The following is a 20348-nucleotide window of genomic DNA, read 5'->3' as shown; positions in this document are numbered from 1 at the left end:
CCCACAGGCCCCGCGAGGCTGGTGCGACAGGATGTGGATCCAACTCATGGATCCGCATCCTGCAGCCTCACTTCCGTAGCACCCCATATACTTGACCCAAGATGCTGCTTCCCTTTGAGCTGATCGCGCTTTTCGTGGGCCTCGTGCTCGGCAGCTTCCTCAACGTCTGCATCGCCCGCCTCCCGAACCACGAGAGCATCATCCAGCCGCGCTCGCACTGCCCCCGCTGCCTGGCGACGATCCACTGGTATGACAACATCCCCCTCGTGAGCTGGTTGTTGCTGCGCGCCCGCTGCCGCGCCTGCAAGGCAACCATCCCCTGGCGCTATCCGCTCGTCGAACTCGGCGTCGGCGTCTGGGCGGTCATCGTCACGCGGCTCTACATCATCACCTCGGAGCAGGCCTCGAGCATCGGTTCCGCCTCCGTCGTGACGACCGTCAGCACCTTCAGCATGCCCACGCTGATCCAGATGACGAGCGTCTTCATCCTCGGCTTCCTGCTGATCGGCCTCATGGTGATGGACTGGCAAACCCACACCCTGCCCGACACTTTCACCCTCACCGGCACCGGTATCGGCTTTGCGCTCGCCTTCCTGCGAGCCGCCTTCCTCGGTCCTCATGAGAACGAGGTCGTTCTTCACAGCCGCAACCCCATCTCCAGCGCCGGCGCCACCCAGGACGCAGGCACCATGGTCCTCACCGGGCCTGAACACTACATCATGAGCCGGCTGCTGGCCATCGTGCTCGCCGCCGGGCTCGTGCTCGCTGTGCGCGCGCTGTACAAGGCCATTCGCAAACAAGAGGGCCTCGGTCTCGGCGATGCCAAGCTCATGGCGATGATCGCCGCCTTCCTCGGCTTCGGCCCGTCCATGCTCGCACTCTTCGCGGGAGTCCTCCTGTGCGCCTTCTACGCGGCTTCACTTCTCGCAAAGAAACAGGCCGACTCACAGACCGCCGTCCCTCTGGGCACATTCCTCGCGATCGGCGGCCTCTTCGCCGCGCTGTTGTCCGCGCCGGTACTTAGCTGGTACTCCTCGTTCTTCTAGAACGAAGATTGCAACACCGGAAGCGCGCCAGGCCCCGCCTGCTGGCAGGCGACGGCAAAATCCCTAGACGTCCGTCGCCAGCAGATCGCTGGCCGCTACCTTCGGCCGGGCGGCCGCGGTGGACACCTCCAGCAGAGTCGCCACCTGTGCCGAGAGCCGGGCAAGATCCGCCTCCGCCTGCTCCAGGTACTTCGGCGCGTTGGCCGCGTCGCTCCGCGCCAGGAACAGCGTGTTCGTCAGGCTCTGCAGCGGATTATTGATCCGGTGCGCCAGCCGATGCGCCATCTCGGCCACGGCAATCGCCTTTCCGCTCTCATGCAGCAGCCTCTGATGGTGCTGATACCGAACGATGATCGATGCGAAGTCGGCAAGACTCGAAAGCAGCGCGTAGTCTTCCTCATCGAACGCTGTCTCCGACGTGTGCGACACCGCCCACAACGTTCCTTTCAACGCCGTCGTCGCCCAGGGAATCAGCACACCGTCGGTCACCGGGCGGCCCATCACACCAAGATGATCGATCTCAGGCTTCGACACACGGAACAACTGGGGCCGCGAGGATTCAATCAGGCTCCCAAGGGGGCTGACATGCCTCGAAGCTCTGTCGTCGAGATATCGCGAAAGACTCCCGGCCACGACCACCCACCGGAAGCTGCGCCGCTCCGGCTCCTCCAGCGAGATTCCCGCGCCATCCGCGCCGCAGAACTCTACCGCTGTATTCACCAGCTCCTGCAGCACAGAATCCGGCTGCTCCGCGAACGATCGCGATAACCTCCGCAGAGCAATCGACTCACGATTCCCCTCGCGAACCCTCCGCGGCCGGGCCCGGAACGAGTCGTCCGTCAGCAGGTCGCGCATCTCCGTTCTGCTGTCGGGCGTGGCAATTTGAGTTTGCAAGTGGTCCTCGGGGCCTTGGAGGGAGTGTACTCCCTCCACGACCCTCCCGATTCCGCCAGGCACACCCGCCACTCACCCGCAACGCTGTTCGCGCTCTCCGCCTTGACCCTCGACGCACCCGCTCCTACACTTAACTTGTCCATGACTGCTCAAAACCCCATACCGTACAACGCTCCGTACCTCTGGCAGTACATCCCCCTCGCGCTGCAGGTTCTCGTCGCGCTCGGTGCGGCTTGCGGCATGGTTGCCGTTTCGTACTTCATCGGCAAGCACAAGCGCTCCCGCGTCAAGCTCGAACCCTACGAGTGCGGCATGGATCCGGTGGGCGATGCCCGCGGCCGCTACAGCGTCCGCTTCTACATGGTCGCCATGCTCTTCATCCTGTTCGACGTGGAAGCGGTCTTCATGCTCCCGTGGGCAGTCATCTATCGCCAGCTCCCGGCCATCACCGGATCGCGCATGTTCGGCTTCTGGGAGATGCTCGTCTATCTCGGTTTTGTCGCCGTCGGCCTCTTCTACGTCTGGAAGAAGGGCATCCTGAACTGGTCCAACGACAAGGCCGACCTGTAACGATCGTCAGGGCCGAAGGCCCGCCATATCACAGCCTGGGCCGAAGGCCCAGGTTCCGATGGAAGAAGCACCCAAGCGCTGAAGGCGCGACACATCGCCCCAGCCCCCATTCGAGGACAATACCGGCCGATGCCCGACCCCATCACCAACCCCGCCACAGCAGAAGCCATCTTCGGCAAGCAAGCCGTCGAAGCCGCGCTCGCCGACCACGCCGCCGTCAAGGGCCTCGCCCACCTCACCACCGACGCCAAGTGGGACCGCGGCGAACTCACCCTCACCATCGCGCCCGAAAGCATCGTCGCCGCCGCACGTGCCGCCCAGGCCTCCGGCTACAACTTCTTCGAAGACTGCACCGCCGTCGACTGGTACCCCAGCGAGCCACGCTTCCAGCTCAGCTACTCCCTGCTCTCTCACTCGCTCAAGCAGCGCATCCGCCTCGTCGCGCGCCTCGACTCCGAGTCACCCATCATCGACTCCATCACCAGCGTCTGGCCCTCCGCCAACTTCTACGAGCGCGAGGTCTTCGACCTCTTCGGCATCCGCTTCGCCGGTCACCCCCGCCTCACCCGCATCATGATGCCCGACAACTGGAACGGACACCCGCTGCGCAAGGACTACCCCGTCGAAGGCTACCGCTAGACCTTGAACGATCTGGGTGCCCCGGGTCCCTTAAGGGACCCGGGCTTCATCCCGGCACAGATCCCCAGCGGAGTCTAAAACCTCCGGCATCGACCTCAGGAGAACTACTCCATGCCAGTTCTGGAACACCAGCCGTTTACCGAAGACAAGAACAAGCCCACGGACTCCACCGGAGCTACGCTGGCGGGCTTCCGCAACGCCGAAGATCTGCTGGTTCCCGACGTCAAGGACGTCGTCGAGTCCTCCACCGGCCACCACAAGCCGCACGGCTCGGATCCCGTCTCCGACCAGACCATGGTCCTCAACATGGGCCCGCAGCACCCGTCCACCCACGGCGTGCTCCGCCTCGTCATCGAGGTCGACGGCGAGACCATCGTCTCCATGGCGCCGGACATCGGCTATCTGCATACCGGTATCGAGAAGACCTGCGAAGCCAAGTTCTTCAACCAGGTCACGCCCCTCACCGACCGCATCGACTACCTGTGCCCGATGACCAACAACACGGCCTACGCCCTGGCCGTGGAGAAGCTCCTCCAGCTTGAGGTCCCTGAGCGCGCCCAGTGGCTCCGCGTCCTCTTCAACGAGCTCACGCGCATCCAGTCGCACCTCGTCTGGCTCGGCACCCACGCCATGGACATCGGCGCGCTCACCGTCTTCCTCTACTGCTTCCGCGAGCGCGAAAACCTGCTGCGTATCTTCGAGGCCGTCAGCGGACAGCGCATGATGACCAGCTACGTCCGCATCGGCGGCGTCTCGCTCGAGCCACCCCTCGACCTCTTCAAGACCATCAAGGAGTTCCTCGACGACTTCCCCTCCAAGATCGCCGAGTACGAAGGTCTGCTGCAGAACAACCCCATCTGGCGCAACCGCCTCATGGGAGTCGGCATCCTCAGCGCTGCGGACGCCATCGCCCTCGGCGTCACCGGCCCGCCGCTGCGTGCCTCCGGCGTCGACTTCGACGTCCGCCGCGACATGCCGTACTCCAGCTACGAGAAGTTCCAGTTCAACGTGCCCGTCTCCAGCGTCGGCGACGTCTGGGCCCGCTACGAAGTCCGTATGCAGGAGATGCGCGAGAGCGTGAAGATCTGCCAGCAGGCGCTCGCCGGCCTGCCCGAAGGCCGCATCGTCGCCCACGCTCCCAAGATCCTCGTCCCCGACCGCGAGCAGATGAAGACCCAGATGGAAGCCCTCATCCATCACTTCAAGATCGTCACCGAAGGCTTCCAGGTCCCCGCCGGCGAGGTCACCAGCTCCGTCGAAGCTCCCCACGGCATGATGAACTACTACGTCGTCTCCGACGGCACATCGAAGCCCGTCCGCGTCCACATGCGCAACGCCGACTTCGCCAACCTCCAGGCCCTGGAGACAATGTGCAAAGGCAAGCTCATCGCCGACGTGGTCGCCATCATCGGCTCGATCGACATCGTGTTGGGCGCCATCGACCGGTAACCTGCGCAAGACACTCAATCGGGTGCCCCGGGTCCGGATTCTCGGACCCGGGTTTGCATTAGAGGGGATCCACTAGAAACCAGGTGCCCCATATCTCGGAGAGAGTGGTTTCGCGGGAAGCATACCACTCCTGTTCTCAGCCTTTCCTCATTCCTCCAGCCCGCGAAGCGGGCGACCTGGACACTCATCCCGCTACAGACTTGCCTTTGCCGGTTCCCACCCATGCGAGCGGCTGGGAAACCAAGGCGCTCGTCCCGACCATCCATCCTCCAGCACGAACGGCAGGTCACCCCTTCAGGGGTGACATTACGACGCCCCGAATCCGCGGCTTCAGCCGCCCGGGACCACATCCTCCGCTGACACAACGCCCGTTTCCCGCTACGATCACCCCATCACCAAATCCTTCTGCCCCGGAGATACGGGATGAACATCCTGTTGTGGATTCTGCAGGTCCTAGCCGCGCTCCTCTACGGTTCATCGGGTGTCATGAAGCTCTTCCTCTTCGAGAAGGTCAGCCACGACGTCCCATCCTTCGGCGCGCTGCCTCGGAGCGCCTGGACCGCGCTCGGCATCCTTGAACTCCTCGGCGTCATCGCGCTCATCGCTCCCGCCGCCTTTCACTGGCATCCGGACGTCACCATCGCGGCCGCCGCAATCCTCTCCATCGAGAGCCTGCTCTTCATCTGGGTGCACGCCCGCTACAAGGAGGCAGCCCCCATCGTGATGAGCGCAGTCCTCGGAGTTCTCATGGCATTCGTCGCCTATGGCCGACTGGCTCTGGCTCCGATCCATTGATCCCAACCTTGGCATAGTTCCCGCTCCAAGCCGTTATCATGGTCTTGGGGCGCCTTTCGCTCTTCATCCGGATTCCCCGGCCTCTAAGACCAAGGTCCACCCCTAACGTCTCTCTTCTTGAACACTTGCAGAAAACAGGGGGGAGGGGGGCCAACACAAATGATCGATCAGCTCCAAGCCGAACTCTGGACCTCCTGGGCCTCCATGCTGCGCGTCTACTCCGCCGCCCACGGCCTCAACGCCACCGAGCACGCCGTCACCGAGATCTCGGCTGACACCATCACCCTCCGCGTCGGCATTCGCTGGCTGCGCTTCACGCCAACAGAGATGACCGCGAGTGACGGAACCTCGCTGCCCTTCGCCATCCACGACGACGGCACCGTGACCCTGGGCACTGGCGCCCCGGAAGAGCTCGACATGGCCGCCGAACGTCTCACCCGCGAGATGCTGTACCCCGCATAGTCACTGCCGGCGAGGCCGTTTTCCGCACGACCCCTTGGCCCTGAGCCCTGAACCCTATACCCTAGAGCTGCTATGGCCGCGATCTCGAACTCAATCTTCTCTCCTGCGACTGCCGCCCGCTTCGACTACCTCGTCACGATCTACCCCGTGCAGCGCTCCGCGCTGGTGCCGATGCTGCTCTACGCGCAGGACGATATTGGCTACGTCTCCGACGAAGTCGTCGCGGAGATCGCGAAGCGGCTCGACCTGCTAGAGCTCGACGTGCGCAACGTGCTCAGCTACTACTCCATGCTGCGCACCAAGCCGGCCGGCAAGTACAACGTGCAGGTCTGCACGAACATCAGCTGCATGCTGCGCGGCGGCTTTGAGCTGCTGGACCACTGCAAGCACAAGCTCGGCATCGGCCATAAGGGCGTCACCGAAGATGGCCTCTTCTCGCTCGAAGAGGTCGAGTGCATCGGCGCCTGCTGCTGGGCCCCGGCTGTGCAGGTGAACTATGACTTCCACGAGAACCTGACGCCCGCGAAGATCGATCAGGTGCTCGAGGACTACGCCGCAGGCCGTGGCACGGACGTAAAGTAACCCAACGCCACCTGTATCAAATGAGGTGCTTGTTCGCAGAGCCACGTCGCGTCCGCGATAGGCTGGTGCGAGGAGCCCCCACTGTTGACAACGCCCGCTCGACCGCCTGAGACGACGTCATCGTCCATGACACCGCTGCTGATCGGCTGCGCGATCCTGCTGATCGTCTTCCAGATCCTGGGCACGTTCGTTCTGGGGATGCGGGACCGTTCGCCGGACTTCCGCAGCTTCTACACCGCCGGCTATCTGCTTCGGACAGACCGCACCCACCTGTACGACATGGACGCCCAGACCCGCGTCGCGGACGGCAAAGTGATGCCCGTCGCGATGCAGCTGTATTACTTCCATCCGGCCTATGAGGCTGTACTGGACGTCCCGTTGTCGTGGCTTCCCTTCAAGGCGGCCTATCGCACCTTCATGGTGCTGAATGTCCTGATGCTGATTGGTTGCGTTTTCATCGGGCGCTCGGCCTTTAGCCGGTTCATCCCGTGGATTCAACCGGGGCTGGGCCTGTCGATCTTCTTCTTCGCCCCCCTGCTGCTCACCGTGGCGCAAGGGCAGGACTCGATTCTTTTCCTGCTGCTCGTATGCGTCTGCTGGCACGAACTGGAACGCGACCGCGACGCGAATGCCGGCGTGGCGCTCGCGCTCGCGCTGTTCCGCTTTCAGCTTGCGATTCCCCTGGCGATTCTTCTGATCCTCCGACGCGGCTGGAACTTCGGCGCGGCCTTCGTAGCGACAGGCGCTGTCGTCGTCGCCTCGTGCTTCGCACTTGTCGGCGTGCAGGGGATGCGCGACCTGCTGCTGCTGCTGCGATTGAGCGGCGGAGGCTCCGGCAGCGCGGCGCAGCGGGTGCAGATGAATCTACCGGTATCGGCTATGGCAAACCTGCGCGGCCTCCTCTCCGGGCTGGGCACTCACACGCTGAGCCCGACCACCGCATTTCTGGTGGTCGCGATCGCTTCCTTTGCCGTCCTCGCGTGGTCAGCCGTGCTGATCCGGCGGACGCCATCGAACCAGGTGGCCTTCGCGATCGCCGCGCTCTGTGCGATTCTCGTCAGCTATCACATGTTTCTCTATGACCTCACGCTGCTGATCCTCCCGGTGGTGATGCTTGCGGGACGGGTTCGGGGCTGGCTCATCGCTGCAGCCTATCTGGCCCCGGCCGTCGGACTTCTGTACCTCGGAATTCATTCGTTCGTCATCGCTGTGGTTCCGCTCGTCATGCTGTTCGCGCTCTCCAGCCGACAATCGGCCAGTGCCAGCGAAGTCGATGCGATGCAGTTGACTTAGAGCTCCACTGTTCCTCTGCAACGGGGTATAGAATGAGGGCTCAGGGCTGTTTCAGGGGAAATCGCATTGCCAACACTCGTCTCCCATCCCGATGAAGTGCGCGTCATCTCGCGCCGCTTTGGTCAGGGCGCAGCAGATATCGACAAGTATCTGGAGCTCGACGGCTATAAAGCCGTGCAGAAGTCACTGGATCAGGGCGCTGAATGGATCATCAACGAAATGAAGGCCAGCGGCCTTCGTGGTCGCGGTGGCGCCGGTTTCCCCACGGGCATGAAGTGGAGCTTCGTGCCCAAGCAGAGCGAGAAGCCGAAGTATGTTCTCGTGAACGGCGATGAGTCCGAGCCCGGTACCTGCAAGGACCACGTGATCTTCCTCCACGACCCGCATGCCGTGGTCGAAGGAACGATCATCGCTGGCCTGGCCATCGGCGCGAAGATGGGCTTCATCTATCTGCGCGGCGAATATCGCTACCTGCTGAAGATCGTGGAGAAGGCTGTCGCCGACGCCTATGCCAAGGGCTTCCTCGGCAAGAACATCTTCGGTCGCGAAGGCGTGGACTTCGACATCGTCACCCAGTCCGGCGCGGGAGCGTATGAGGTCGGCGAAGAGTCCGCGCTCATGGAGTCGCTCGAAGGCAAACGCGGTGTACCGCGCATTAAGCCTCCCTTCCCTGCGGTCGTCGGCCTTTACGGCGGCCCTACCGTGATCAACAACGCCGAGACCATCGCCAACGTGCCGCATATCCTGCTGATGGGCGGACCGGAGTACGCGAAGCTTGGCACGGAGCGCAACGGCGGCACGCGCCTCTTCGGCATCAGCGGCCACGTGGAGCGTCCCGGCGTCTACGAGCTCCCGATGGGCTACTCGCTCCGCAAGGCCATCTATGAGGTCGCCGGCGGCATCAAGGGTGGCAAGCAGCTGAAGGCTGTCGTTCCCGGCGGCTCGAGCTGCCCGGTGCTGAAGGCCGATGAGATCGACGTGGGCTTGGACTTCGACCAGATGGCCAAGGCAGGTACGATGCTCGGCTCAGGCGGCATCGTGGTGCTGGACGAGACAGTCTCGATCGTGGAGTTCGCACTCAGAACGATCCGCTTCTACCAGCATGAATCGTGTGGTTGGTGTATCCCGTGCCGCGAAGGTACGGACTGGCTGAAGAAGACGCTGACGCGCTTCCACGCCGGCGCCGGCAACAAGAAGGATATCGACAACATTCAGTACTTGGCCGAGAACATGATGGGCCGGACCTTCTGCCCGCTTGGCGATGCTGCGGCCATGCCGACGCTCGGCTTCATCAAGAAGTTCCGCTCGGAGTTCGAGGAGTATCTCGAAGGCAAGCGCGTCGATACTCCGCTGATCCAGATTCAACCCTACGGCGAGCCGGAGCTCGCGGGAGCGCACTGATGGTCGAACCAGCGATGACAAACGTCTCTCCAATCACTTTGAACTTTCATTCTTTCTTGTCGGCGGACTGCCTTGAATAAACCGTAATCGTAGAAAACGAAGCCTCACCCATATGGAGCAACACTGAGGTGAAAAATCGCGATCTTCTCAAGCTCGTAAAGAAAGACGGTTGGAAGTACAGCTACTCAACGGGCGGTCATGACCACTACATCCATACAACGAAGCCCGGCAAAGTGACATTCTCTGGCCACCCTTCTGATGACGTTGCACCCGGAACACTTCTGAGTATTCTGAAACAGGCAGGCTTGCGATGACGAGACAATATCCAGTGATCTACGAATGGGCGGGCAGGAACTTTTCCGGCTACGCCCCAGACGTGCCCGGATGCGTGGCTACCGCAAAGACCTTGCCGGAGATGCGCTCGGCACTCAAAGGAGCGCTTGAAGCACATCTGAAATGGCTGGGAGCAGAAGGCGAGGATGTTCCCGCAGCGTCCGACTCCGTCACCGTTGACATGGAACCTGACGCAGAATTTCCGCAGCCTCGCGGCTACTATGTCGTGGTCGAAAAGCTCAACGTTGTCCTGCCGAAACCCAAGGCCTCGAAACCTGGACTCACCCAGGTCAAGCGGTCAAACCCCAAGCGCCGTGCGCTACAGGCGGCCTGAGGACCAAGATGCCAGACGTTTCGTTCACAGTAGACGGTAAGAAGCTGACCGCCCCAGCGGGCACGCTGCTCATCGATGCCTGCAAGTCCGCGGGCATCGAGATCCCGGCCTTCTGTTACTACCCCGGCCTCTCGCTGCAGGCGGCGTGCCGCATGTGCGTGGTCCGGATCGAGAAGCAGCCCAAGCTCGCGACGGCCTGCACCACCACGGTGGGCGAAGGCATGGTGGTCATCACCGAGTCGCCGGAGATCGCGCAGGCTCGCAAAGCCACGCTGCAGCTGCTGCTCGGCAACCATCCGCTCGACTGCCCCGTCTGCGATGCGGGCGGCGAGTGCGAGCTGCAGGACATGACCTTCAAGTATGGCGCGGCGGAGAGCTTCTACACCGAGCCGAAGAACCACCGCGAAGAGCAGCAGTGGTCGCCGGTCGTCTACTTCGATCGCCCACGCTGCATCCTCTGCTACCGCTGCGTCCGCATGTGCGGCGAGGGCATGGACGTCTTCGCGCTGGGCATCCAGAACCGCGGCTCGTCCTCTGTCATCGCGCCCAACGTCCCCGCCCAGCTTTCCCCGGAGAATCTCGCGCAGCTTGACTGCGAGCAGTGCGGCATGTGCATCGACGCCTGCCCTGTGGGTGCGCTGACCTCCGGAGCCTACCGCTACAAGACGCGCCCGTGGGAGATGAACCACGTCGCCACGACATGCACGCATTGCGCCGATGGCTGCAAGGTGACTTTGGGCGTGCGCTCCGTTTCGGACGGCAGCGAGATCCTCCGCGGCGATAACCGCGACAAGAGCGGCATGAATGGCGACTTCCTCTGCAACAAGGGGCGCTACGCCTTCGACTTCACGAACAGCTCCGAGCGCCTGACGACGCCGCTGGTGAAGAAGAATGGCAAGCTCACTCCCGTCAGCTGGGAAGAAGCTCTCACAGCGGCAGCCAAGGGACTTGCCGAAGCCCGAGACTCGAAGGGGCCGCGATCCATCGGCGTGATCGGCTCTAACCGGACGACGAACGAAGAGAACTACCTGCTGCAGAAGTTCGCACGCACGGTGCTGGGCACCAACAACATCGACCACCACCGCACGGCTGACTTCCTGGCTCTGGCCACCGCGCTCGCCGGGACAACACTTGCGGATGGGCGCCAGCGCTTCGCTTCGCAGCATTGCGTGGAGAAGGCCCCCGCGCTGCTGATCGTGGGTGGAGATCCTACCAACCAGGCTCCGCTGACCGCGTGGAACATCCGCACGAACGTGCGCCAGAACCGCGCGCGCGTCTACATCGCGAATCACGAAGAGATCAAGCTGCGGCGCCAGGCCAAGCTCTTCCTGCAGACGCAGCAGTTCGGCTACGGAGCCTTTGCCGCCTACATGGCAGGCGACGACACCGCAGCTGAAGCAACGTCGATCGTTGCCCAGGCTGACCAGATGTCTTCTTTCCGCGAGGCAGTCAAGGCGGAGGAGAAGCTGGTAGTCGTGGTAGGCAACGAGGTTCGCGGTGGCGAGCTCAAGGCTCTCGTCGCAGCCCTGCCGCACGCCAAGTTTGCAGTGCTCGGCGACTACGCCAACTCGCGCGGAGCCTCCGACATGGGCCTGCTGCCCGATGCCCTGCCTGGCTACCAGCCGCTGGCAACCGGCATCGTCGCAGGCGAATACAGCGCCAACAATCACCCCGCCCCCACCGAGCCCGGCCTCGACCTGCTCGCCATGTTCGACGCCGCAGCTGCTGGCACTTTGGGCGGGCTCTACGTGGTCGGCTCGAATCCCGTAGCTCGATACAACGTCGATCCCGCATCCCTCGCAAAGACCTTCGTCGTCGTGCAGGATCTCTTCCTGACCGAGACCGCGGCGCTCGCCGATGTCGTTCTTCCCGCCGCCTCTCTATATGAGAAGGCCGGTTCGGTGACGAACTCCTACGGCGATCTCCAGCTGGTGGCCAAGGCGGCGGATCGTGCGGGCGTCAAGTCTGACTTCGAGCTGATCGTTCGCATCGCGGACAAGATGGGCCACGAGGTGAAGACGCTCGTCCCCTTCGGCAAGGGCCTTCGCGCCGACATGGGACAGTCTCGCGGCGCGCAATCGGGCGAAGCCGACCGTCACTCCGTTTGGCTCACAGCGCACGGCATGGAACCGAAGCTTTCGCCGTTTGATCCATTCGCAATTCTCGATGAGATTCAACGCGTCGTTCCGGGCTATACCGAGCTGTCGCGCCTGAAGCTTCTCGCCGGCAACGATCAGCACCTCGCTCCGGCCTCGCAGGGGCTGGTGCAGATCGAGAACCGCAAGGATCTCGTGCTGCCCTCCTCCGACACACTGTTCACCTCGGGCTCGCTCACAAGGTATTCCGCCGCACTCAACGCCATCGATCGCCACCAGTCCGTTGAGGTGGCAGACCATCTGGCCGCTGACTGAAGAGAAGAAGCCGCCAGCTGCTAGCTTTTAGCTTCTGGCGAAACCAACACACACGCCACATCACGCATGCGATTCCCGTCTGCAGATAGTTGGCTAGAAGCTGGAAGCTAAGGGCTAGACGCTGACACAGATGCCTCATCTCAGCCAATTTCAGACCTTTCTACTGCTCACGATCGTGAAGGTCGTAGTGGTGTTCGTCATCACGCTGACTGCGGTCGCCTACACGGTGCTGCTGGAGCGCAAGTTCCTCGGACGCATGCAGAATCGCTGGGGACCGTCACGCGTAGGCCCCTTTGGCCTGCTGCAGCCACTGGCCGATGGCATCAAGCTCTTCCTCAAGGAAGACATGATGCCGCTCGCCGTTGAGCGACCACTGTTCATCCTCGCTCCGGTCATCGCCCTCAGCTGCGCGCTCATCTCTATCTCAGTCGTTCCCTTTGGCCAGCAGCACCTGATCGGCCAGACCGGTGTCGACGCCTTCCAGGTTGCCAACCTGAACATCGGCCTGCTGGTCATCCTCGGCATCACCTCGGTGGGCGTCTACGGCATCACCTTGTCGGGCTGGAGCGCGAACAACAAGTACACCCTGTTCGGTTCGCTGCGTTCGACGGCCCAGATGATCAGCTACGAGCTCGCACTTGGCCTCTCGCTGGTAGGCGTTGTCATGCGCGCCGGCTCGCTCTCGCTGCGCGATATCGTCAACTCGCAGTCGCACTACGGCATGCTGAGCTGGAACATCTTCGGCGGCCTGCAGGTCGTTGGCTTCTTCGTCTACATGATCGCCGCGTACGCTGAAACGAATCGCGCTCCCTTCGATCTCGCCGAGGCGGAGAGCGAGATCATCGGCTACCACGTCGAGTACAGCTCGATGAAGTTCGCGATGTTCTTCATGGCCGAATACGCCAACATGATCACGGTCTCGTGCGTGGCCACGCTGCTGTTCTTTGGTGGCGCAGGCTCCCCCTTCGGGCATCTCTTCGACCACGTCTTCGCTACGGGAATCATCTCGATGATCCTTCCCGTGCTTTGGTTCGTCGCGAAGGTCTTCGGCTTTCTTCTGCTGTATATCTGGGTGCGCGCGACGTTGCCGCGCTTCCGCTATGACCAGCTCATGGGCTTCGGTTGGAAGTTCCTGATGCCGGTTGCGATCCTCAATATCCTGGCCACGGCGCTGTGGCTGGCGTATCGCGGCTAAGAAACTTCCGACCGCGGCTGGCGGCTTCCATCCGCGAACGGCGCAGTACAATCGGTAGGAAGCCAAACATCTGAACGCAAGCGAGGCACCGAGTTTCGGCCAGCCTCGAGAGAACCTGGACGCTGATGCAACTTGCGCTATTTCTCATCTTCGGTGTGCTGGCCGTGCTGGCAGGGTTGAACCTGCTGGCGCAGCGTCACCCCATCAATTCGGCGCTCTCGCTCATCGTGGTGATGCTGTCGCTGGCGGTGTTGTACTGGTCGCTGGGCGCGGAGTTCCTCGCCGCGGCACAGGTCATCGTGTATTCGGGCGCGATCATGGTCCTCTTCCTCTTCGTCATCATGCTGCTGAACGCCGGCGAAGAGGTTCGATCGAAGGGCTCCAAGGTCGCCAGCCTGATCGGCTTCCCCGGCGCCGCTGCGATCTTCTGCGTGCTCTCTTTCGCGTTCCTGTCCGAGCGTGACAAGCTCGGCATGACGACGCTGGGCGGAGACCTCACGGGCGCCACCTCGAACATCACCGAGATCTCGCACGTGCTCTTCACGTCCCTGTTGCTGCCGTTCGAGGTCACTTCGATCCTGATTCTTGTCGCGATTCTCGGCGCGGTTGTCCTCGCGCGGAAGGAGCTCTAGTGGTTCCCATCGCTTATTACCTGATCCTGGCCGCGATCCTGTTCTCGATCGGTGTGGCAGCGTTCCTGATCAAGCGCAACGTGATCACCATCTTCATGTCGATCGAGCTAATGCTGAACGCTGTAAACCTGACCTTCGTGGCGTTCGCGCACATGTGGCACCAGGTCTCAGGACAGATCTTCGTCTTCTTCGTGATGGTGGTCGCCGCGGCGGAAGCTGCCGTCGGCCTCGCCATCATCATTGCGCTGTTCCGCACGCGCCAGACCCTCAGCGTGGATCAGATCAACCTGTTGAAGGACTGACCGCACCCGCAGCTGCTTTTGTTGTCATTCCCTCAGGGAATCTGCTTTTGGACTTCGAGATCTCATGAATCAGTTCGACACCAACCTGCTGTGGCTCATTCCGGCGCTTCCCTTTGCGGGCTTCCTGTTGAACGGGACGCTGGGCCGCAAGCTGCCGCGCGCTGCCGTGACGGCCATTGCGCTGCTCTTCACCCTCGCGCCAGCGCTGATCGTCGCCAACCTGTGGATTGTGATGAAGGCGGCAGGCGCACCTCTGTCGCTGAGCGTAACCGGCGGCCCCTGGATCGCTGTCTCCGGCTTCACCGTGCCGTTCGCGTTCACGGTCGATCACCTCACGCTGATCATGCTCGGCGTGGTCACCGGCGTAGGCTTCCTGATTCATCTCTACTCCGCCGGCTATATGGCGCATGAGGATGGGTACTGGCGCTTCTTCGCCTACCTGAACCTCTTTATGTTCTTCATGCTGGTGCTGGTGCTCAGCGCGAACTTCCTCCTGCTGTTCGTGGGCTGGGAAGGCGTCGGCCTCGCGAGCTACCTGCTGATCGGGTTCTACTTCAAGAAGGACTCGGCCGCGAACGCAGGCAAGAAGGCGTTCATCGTCAACCGTATCGGCGACTTCGGGTTCCTGCTGGCGATGTTCCTGATCATCGTGCACTTCGGCACGTTGAACTTCGCGGATGTCTTCGCGAAGGTTCCGTCTGTCGCAGCTCCCTTCACCGCCATCGCGCTACTGCTCTTCGTCGGCGCTGCGGGTAAGAGCGCGCAGATCCCGCTCTACATCTGGCTTCCGGACGCGATGGAAGGCCCGACGCCGGTCTCCGCGCTGATTCACGCAGCGACCATGGTGACCGCGGGCGTCTATATGATGGCGCGTTGCCACGCGATCATCGATCTTTCCCCCACCGCGATGGCCGTGATCGCCTGCCTTGGTGCAGCGACCGCACTGATGGCCGCTACCATCGGACTCGTGCAGCATGACATCAAGCGCGTGCTGGCCTACTCCACCGTCTCGCAGCTGGGCTACATGGTGCTCGCCTGCGGCGTGGGTGCCTACTCGGCGGGCATCTTCCACCTGATGACCCACGCCTTCTTCAAGGCGCTGCTCTTCCTCTCGGCGGGCTCGGTCATCCACTCGCTCTCGGGCGAGCAGGACATGCGCGTCATGGGTGGTCTGCGCACCAAGATCCCGGTCACCTTCTGGTGCATGACGGCAGGTGTCTTCGCGATCGCCGGGATGCCCCTTCTGTCGGGCTTCTTCTCCAAGGACGAGATCCTCTACCAGGCGTACATCTCGCCCTCGCCTGTGGGCAAGCTCGTGTGGCTCGTGGGCGTCATCACGGCTCTGCTGACCTCGTTCTACATGTTCCGCCTCTGGTTCAAGACCTTCTTCGGCGCACCTCGCTTCGATGAGCACGCGCTGGGTGGTCATGGCCACGAAGACCTCGCTCCAGTCCACGCACACAAGGACAAGCACGCGACGATGGTCGCCGAGCATGAGCCCTCGCACGGCCACGGTGGCGTGCACGAGTCGCCCCTCGTGATGACGCTCCCGCTCATGATCCTCGCAGTCCTTTCCGTGATCGGTGGCATCGTCGGCGTCCCAACGGCATTCGGCGGACACAACGAGTTCGAGCACTTCCTCGATCCGGTCTTCGCCGGCAAGGTTGAAGCTTTAGCGGGTAGCGGCGGCACAGCCATTACGCTGTCGACCATCGCTACGCTTTGCTTCGTGCTGGGACTCTTCGCGGCATATCTCTTCTACTTCAAGAACCCCGACCGCGCCTCGCAGCTTGCAGCCAAGGTCAAGCCGCTGTATTCCCTGCTCGACCACAAGTACTGGGTGGATGAGATCTACGGCGCGGTCATCGTGACGCCGCTGCTCATGTTCTCGCGCCTTTTCCTCGGCGGCCTCGTCGAAGGCGCCGCGGTACAGGGCTCGGCAGCCGGTCTTGCTGGCGGCGCACGGGGCCTTGGCTGGCTCGTTCGCCGCATTCAATCGGGCAATATCCGTTCCTACGCCGGCTGGCTCGCCTTCGGCGCCGCACTGTTCCTGGTGTTCACTCTGGTGATCTCCTACTCGCTGCATTTCTAGCGACTTCGATTCAGAACCGAAACGTACCGAACGCGGCGTGCCGCGACGCAGAAGACGAACCGTAACGCAGACATGAATCTTGATCATTCCATCCTGACGATCCTCCTCCTGACGCCGCTGGCCGGCGCGGCGGTGCTCGCGCTGCTTCCGGAGCGAGAGGGCAGCAAGACACACGCTGCCGTGGCCCTCGTGGTCACGCTGCTTACGTTCCTGTTCACGCTGCACCTGCCGTGGCACTTCGACTACGCCGCAGCCCCGGGCACCTTCCAGTTCGAGAAGAACTTGCCTTGGATCGCAACGCCGGCCATCCACTACCACGTCGGTGTGGACGGCCTGTCGATGTGGCTGATCGTGCTCGCGGGTTTCCTTGCGCCGATCGGCGTACTGGCAAGCTGGAAGGCCGTGAACAAGCGCGAACGCCTGTTCTACACGCTGTTCCTGCTTCAGCAGGTCGCGATGATCGGGGTCTTCATCTCGCTCGACACGTTCCTCTACTACGGCTTCTGGGAGCTCTCGCTGATCCCGATGACGTTGCTGATCGCAACCTTCGGCCGCACCGAGAACCGTCGCAGAGCCGCAATCAAGTTCTTCCTCTACGCGTTTATTCCGTCGGCAATCCTGCTGGTCGGCATGCTGTGGCTCTACGCGCGCACCGGCACGTTCGACCTGCCGAAGCTGACGGCGCTTGCAGCAGCACATGCAATCTCGCCGAACAATCACGCGCTCTGGCTCTGCTCGCTCGCGTTCCTCGTTGCCTTCGCCGTAAAGGTGCCGGTCTTCCCGCTGCACGGCTGGCTCTCGGAGAACATCCAGGAAGCTCCGACCGCTGCAGTCATGGTGCTCGCTGGCAAGCTTGGCCTCTACTCGATTCTCCGGTTCAGCTTCGGCATCTTCCCGGAGCAGTCGCATGCTGTCGCTCCGCTGATGCTGGCGCTCGGCGCCATCGGGATCGTGTACGGCTCGCTGATGGCGCTGGTACAGAACGATCTCAAGAAGCTCGCCGCGTTCTCAACCCTTGCGCACGTGAGCTTCGTGATCCTTGGCATCTTTACCTTTACGGTCGCAGGACTGGACGGCGGCACCTTCCAGATCCTCAACGAGTCCCTGGCTGGCGCTGCCCTTTTCGTGCTGATGGGCCTGCTCTACGAGCGCTACGGCAGCTACGATATGCGCGACTACGGCGGACTCGCAGTGCGCCATCCGTGGATGGTAACCATGTTCCTCATCACCACCTTCGCTGCGATCGGCCTGCCGATGCTGAATGGCTTCGTCGGTGAGTTCCTCATTCTTTCAGGCACAATGCAGTCCTACGTCATGCACCACGTTCTGTGGACTGTGATCGCGACGACCGGCGTGATCCTCTCGGCGAGCTACATGCTGTGGATGATCCAGCGGGTGTTCTACGGCCCGCTTGGGCTGCGCGCCGAAGAGGTGAAGGGCTGGGACCTTACCGCTCGCGAGCATCTCGAGCTTTGGCCGTTCGCTGCGCTGTTCCTGATCCTGGGCGTCGCTTCGCCCTACTGGATGAAGGCGATCGACACCTACGGCACCATCGTGGCCACGAAGCCTGACACGATGGCTCCTGGGGAGATCAAGCACATCGAGACCGAGACATATCGCACCACTGGCACGGCGTTTATGGATCCGGCGCTTGGAGCCGCAGCCCAGGGCAAGCCGACTCCGCCCGTGAATAAGGGAGCGCGCTACTAATGTCGCCGAACCTGATCGCTATTCTTCCCGAGATCGTTCTTACCTTGACGGCCGTGCTGGTGATGCTGGCCGATGCGAGCCTTGCTCCCGGCAAGCCGCGTCGCCTGTTAGGCTGGGTCGCCATCCTTGGAGCTTTTGCCGCGGGATCTTTTTCGCTCTGGCAGCTTCGCCTCGTCGATGCCTCCGGCCCCATCACCGCCTACTCCGGCACGGTGCAGGTCGATGCCTTCAGCGTCTTCTTCCACTTGCTGATCGCTGCCATTGTGATGGTGACGCTGCTCGGCTCGCTGGACTACTTCGCGCCCCCGGCTGCCATGGCGGAGCACAGCGAGACCGCTCGCCTGGCTTACACGCACGTGGGCGAGTACTTCGCTCTGGTGCTGTTTGGCGCAACCGGCATGATGTTCATGACCTGCTCGGTGGAGCTGCTCATGGTCTTCATCGGCCTCGAGATCTCTTCGATCTCCACATACATCCTTGCTGGTTTCCGCAAGGGCCAGGGCGTTTCGGCTGAGGCCGCCCTCAAGTACTTCCTCCTCGGCAGCTTCGCCACTTCGTTCTTCCTCTACGGCATCGCCCTGGCCTTTGGCGCGACAGGCTCGACCTCCATCGCGGCCATTGCAGCCGGCATGAGCACGACACACACGCCTGTGCTGGCCCTGCTCTCGGTTGCGATGATCCTCATCGGCATCGGCTTCAAGGTGTCAGCGGCACCGTTCCACGTGTGGACGCCGGACGTCTACCAGGGTGCTCCCGCGCCGGTGGTTGGCCTGATGTCCACGGCTCCGAAGGCTGCGGCCTTTGCCGTGCTGCTTCGCGTGCTCTTCAACGCCGTACCGACACTGCGCGCCACATGGCTTCCTCTGATCCTCGCGCTCTCCGTTGCTTCAATGTTCATCGGAAACCTTGGCGCGCTGATGCAGCGGGACGTGAAGCGGCTCCTCGCCTACTCCTCGATCGCGCACGCTGGCTATCTCCTGGCTGCCTTTACAAGCACGCATCCCGAAGCCGTGGCCTCCGCTTGTTTCTACACGGCAGCCTATGCTGCGATGAACGTCGGCGCCTTCCTCGTCATCACGGAGCTCTCCGGTGTGGACGAGACGATGCGCACCATCGATGACTTCACCGGCGCCGCCAAGTCGCGTCCGTACCTCTCAGGCCTGTTGGCCTTCTTCCTTTGCTCGCTGATCGGTATTCCCTTCACAGCGGGCTTCTTCGGCAAGTTCTACGTCTTCTCCGCTGCGGTCCACGGCGGCTTCACCTGGCTCGCGGTTCTCGGCCTGCTGAACTCCGGCATCGCCTGCTTCTACTACCTGCGCCTCATGACGGCTCTCTACTCCCGGCCGCTGCATGGCGAGGTTCGCGGAGCCATGGCAAGGGTGACCCCTTCCGCCGCGCTTGGTCTCGCGTTTGCCGGTCTTGCAACGCTGGCGCTTGGGATCTTCCCGGGCCCGGTGTTGAGCCTCGTGCAGCGCGCAGCGCCGAAGACCATCCCCATCATCAGCTCCGCTCCCTCCTCTTCTGCGACAGCGTCGCTTACGAACGGGCAGTAAATCGGGCCGCGCCTAGCAATTCGGCGCGGTTCTCTATTTTTCTCATCGGCACATTCACTGAGGAGTACTTCGCATGTCCACGCTCTACGACATCGAGCTGACCACCATCGACGGCAAGACCACGAGCCTGAAGGAGTATTCCGGCAAGGCTCTGCTCCTCGTGAATGTCGCGTCCAAGTGCGGCTTTACCAAGCAGTACACCGGCCTTGAAGCTCTCTATCAGGAATACAAAGATCGCGGCCTCGTGGTGTTTGGATTCCCGGCGAACGACTTCGCTGGCCAGGAACCCGGCACCAACGAAGAGATCGCAGCCTTCTGCTCCACCGAGTATCCGGTTACCTTTCCGATCTTTGCGAAGCTCACAGTAAACGGCCCCGAACAGCACCCGATCTATACGGCGCTGACGGCCGCTATGCCGCAGCATGATGCGGACTCCGCTGGCCTGCGTGGTGGACTCGACAGCTACCTCGCCAGCCAGGGACTGCCATTGTCGCCAGCTTTGCCTGCGGTGCTGTGGAACTTCGAAAAGTTCGTGGTGGCGCGTGATGGCTCCGCGGTAGCGCGTTACGCTTCGGATGTTGAGCCCAGCGATCCTCGTCTGATCGAGGCCATCGAGAAGGCCCTGCTCTAGATTCCACGACGGGCTTTTACCAGC

Annotated in this window: 20 protein-coding genes; 19 read left to right on the top strand and 1 reads right to left on the bottom strand. The window is 62.4% G+C overall.

Translation table 11 applies throughout. The features are described 5' to 3' along the window. The first annotated feature begins 101 nt into the window (after positions 1–101). On the top strand, positions 102–1046 hold the full coding sequence (locus tag C4S68_RS02615; protein ID WP_103931445.1) for a prepilin peptidase: 945 nt from the start codon (positions 102–104) through the stop codon (positions 1044–1046). Between the two features lie 63 nt (positions 1047–1109). Here C4S68_RS02615 and C4S68_RS02610 read toward each other — a convergent pair whose 3' ends face one another. Continuing rightward, positions 1110–1901: a GAF domain-containing protein gene (locus C4S68_RS02610; protein ID WP_103931444.1), complete on the bottom strand. Its 792-nt coding sequence runs from the start codon at positions 1899–1901 to the stop codon at positions 1110–1112. 180 nt (positions 1902–2081) lie between these two features. Here C4S68_RS02610 and C4S68_RS02605 point away from each other — a divergent pair, with 180 nt between their 5' ends. The 18 genes from C4S68_RS02605 (at position 2082) to C4S68_RS02520 (ending at position 20324) form a co-directional block, all read left to right on the top strand. After that, positions 2082–2510, top strand: a complete 429-nt coding sequence (locus C4S68_RS02605) for an NADH-quinone oxidoreductase subunit A (protein WP_103932139.1) — start codon at positions 2082–2084, stop codon at positions 2508–2510. Positions 2511–2639: 129 nt separating this feature from the next. Continuing rightward, positions 2640–3149 (top strand): NADH-quinone oxidoreductase subunit C, encoded by a 510-nt coding sequence (locus C4S68_RS02600; protein ID WP_103931443.1) that lies wholly within the window; start codon positions 2640–2642, stop codon positions 3147–3149. A gap of 111 nt (positions 3150–3260) precedes the next feature. Beyond that, entirely contained in the window at positions 3261–4598 is a 1338-nt protein-coding gene (gene nuoD / locus C4S68_RS02595) for an NADH dehydrogenase (quinone) subunit D (RefSeq protein ID WP_103931442.1), read from the top strand. A 423-nt stretch (positions 4599–5021) separates the two neighbouring features. Then, positions 5022–5393, top strand: coding sequence for a DoxX family protein (locus tag C4S68_RS02590; RefSeq protein ID WP_103931441.1), 372 nt, complete (start codon positions 5022–5024; stop codon positions 5391–5393). 159 nt (positions 5394–5552) lie between these two features. After that, positions 5553–5855 (top strand): transcriptional regulator, encoded by a 303-nt coding sequence (locus tag C4S68_RS02585; RefSeq protein WP_103931440.1) that lies wholly within the window; start codon positions 5553–5555, stop codon positions 5853–5855. Positions 5856–5927: 72 nt separating this feature from the next. Further along, the gene (locus C4S68_RS02580) at positions 5928–6437 is read left to right on the top strand and encodes an NADH-quinone oxidoreductase subunit NuoE family protein (protein WP_103931439.1); all 510 of its coding nucleotides are present in this window, start codon (positions 5928–5930) and stop codon (positions 6435–6437) included. Between the two features lie 84 nt (positions 6438–6521). Beyond that, positions 6522–7730: a glycosyltransferase family 87 protein gene (locus tag C4S68_RS02575; RefSeq protein WP_146071982.1), complete on the top strand. Its 1209-nt coding sequence runs from the start codon at positions 6522–6524 to the stop codon at positions 7728–7730. Positions 7731–7796: 66 nt separating this feature from the next. Continuing rightward, a complete protein-coding gene (gene nuoF, locus C4S68_RS02570; RefSeq protein WP_103931437.1) occupies positions 7797–9131 on the top strand; it encodes an NADH-quinone oxidoreductase subunit NuoF in 1335 nt (444 codons plus the stop codon). A gap of 128 nt (positions 9132–9259) precedes the next feature. Continuing rightward, the gene (locus C4S68_RS23900) at positions 9260–9445 is read left to right on the top strand and encodes a type II toxin-antitoxin system HicA family toxin (protein WP_103931436.1); all 186 of its coding nucleotides are present in this window, start codon (positions 9260–9262) and stop codon (positions 9443–9445) included. Next, positions 9442–9798, top strand: a complete 357-nt coding sequence (locus tag C4S68_RS02560) for a type II toxin-antitoxin system HicB family antitoxin (RefSeq protein ID WP_103931435.1) — start codon at positions 9442–9444, stop codon at positions 9796–9798. The genes C4S68_RS23900 and C4S68_RS02560 overlap by 4 nt, the downstream gene beginning before the upstream one ends. Before the next feature lie 8 nt (positions 9799–9806). Further along, entirely contained in the window at positions 9807–12209 is a 2403-nt protein-coding gene (locus C4S68_RS02555) for a molybdopterin-dependent oxidoreductase (RefSeq protein WP_103931434.1), read from the top strand. A 130-nt stretch (positions 12210–12339) separates the two neighbouring features. Continuing rightward, entirely contained in the window at positions 12340–13404 is a 1065-nt protein-coding gene (gene nuoH, locus C4S68_RS02550) for an NADH-quinone oxidoreductase subunit NuoH (RefSeq protein ID WP_103931433.1), read from the top strand. 125 nt (positions 13405–13529) lie between these two features. After that, positions 13530–14036 (top strand): NADH-quinone oxidoreductase subunit J family protein, encoded by a 507-nt coding sequence (locus C4S68_RS02545; RefSeq protein WP_103931432.1) that lies wholly within the window; start codon positions 13530–13532, stop codon positions 14034–14036. Continuing rightward, positions 14036–14338 carry an NADH-quinone oxidoreductase subunit NuoK gene (nuoK, locus tag C4S68_RS02540; RefSeq protein ID WP_103931431.1) on the top strand — a complete coding sequence of 101 codons (303 nt, stop codon included), beginning with the start codon at positions 14036–14038 and terminating at the stop codon, positions 14336–14338. Before C4S68_RS02545 ends, nuoK begins: the two co-directional genes overlap by 1 nt. 64 nt (positions 14339–14402) lie before the next feature. Continuing rightward, positions 14403–16430: an NADH-quinone oxidoreductase subunit L gene (gene nuoL / locus C4S68_RS02535; RefSeq protein WP_103931430.1), complete on the top strand. Its 2028-nt coding sequence runs from the start codon at positions 14403–14405 to the stop codon at positions 16428–16430. A 72-nt stretch (positions 16431–16502) separates the two neighbouring features. Then, positions 16503–18140: a complex I subunit 4 family protein gene (locus tag C4S68_RS02530; RefSeq protein ID WP_103931429.1), complete on the top strand. Its 1638-nt coding sequence runs from the start codon at positions 16503–16505 to the stop codon at positions 18138–18140. Further along, positions 18140–19693: an NADH-quinone oxidoreductase subunit N gene (locus C4S68_RS02525; protein WP_103931428.1), complete on the top strand. Its 1554-nt coding sequence runs from the start codon at positions 18140–18142 to the stop codon at positions 19691–19693. The genes C4S68_RS02530 and C4S68_RS02525 overlap by 1 nt, the downstream gene beginning before the upstream one ends. 73 nt (positions 19694–19766) lie before the next feature. After that, positions 19767–20324: a glutathione peroxidase gene (locus tag C4S68_RS02520; protein ID WP_103931427.1), complete on the top strand. Its 558-nt coding sequence runs from the start codon at positions 19767–19769 to the stop codon at positions 20322–20324. Positions 20325–20348: the final 24 nt, after the last annotated feature.

It is taken from the genome of Bryocella elongata (assembly GCF_900108185.1).
Taxonomy (GTDB): Bacteria; Acidobacteriota; Terriglobia; order Terriglobales; family Acidobacteriaceae; genus Granulicella; species Granulicella elongata.
This window is presented reverse-complemented; position numbering and strand designations above follow the sequence as displayed.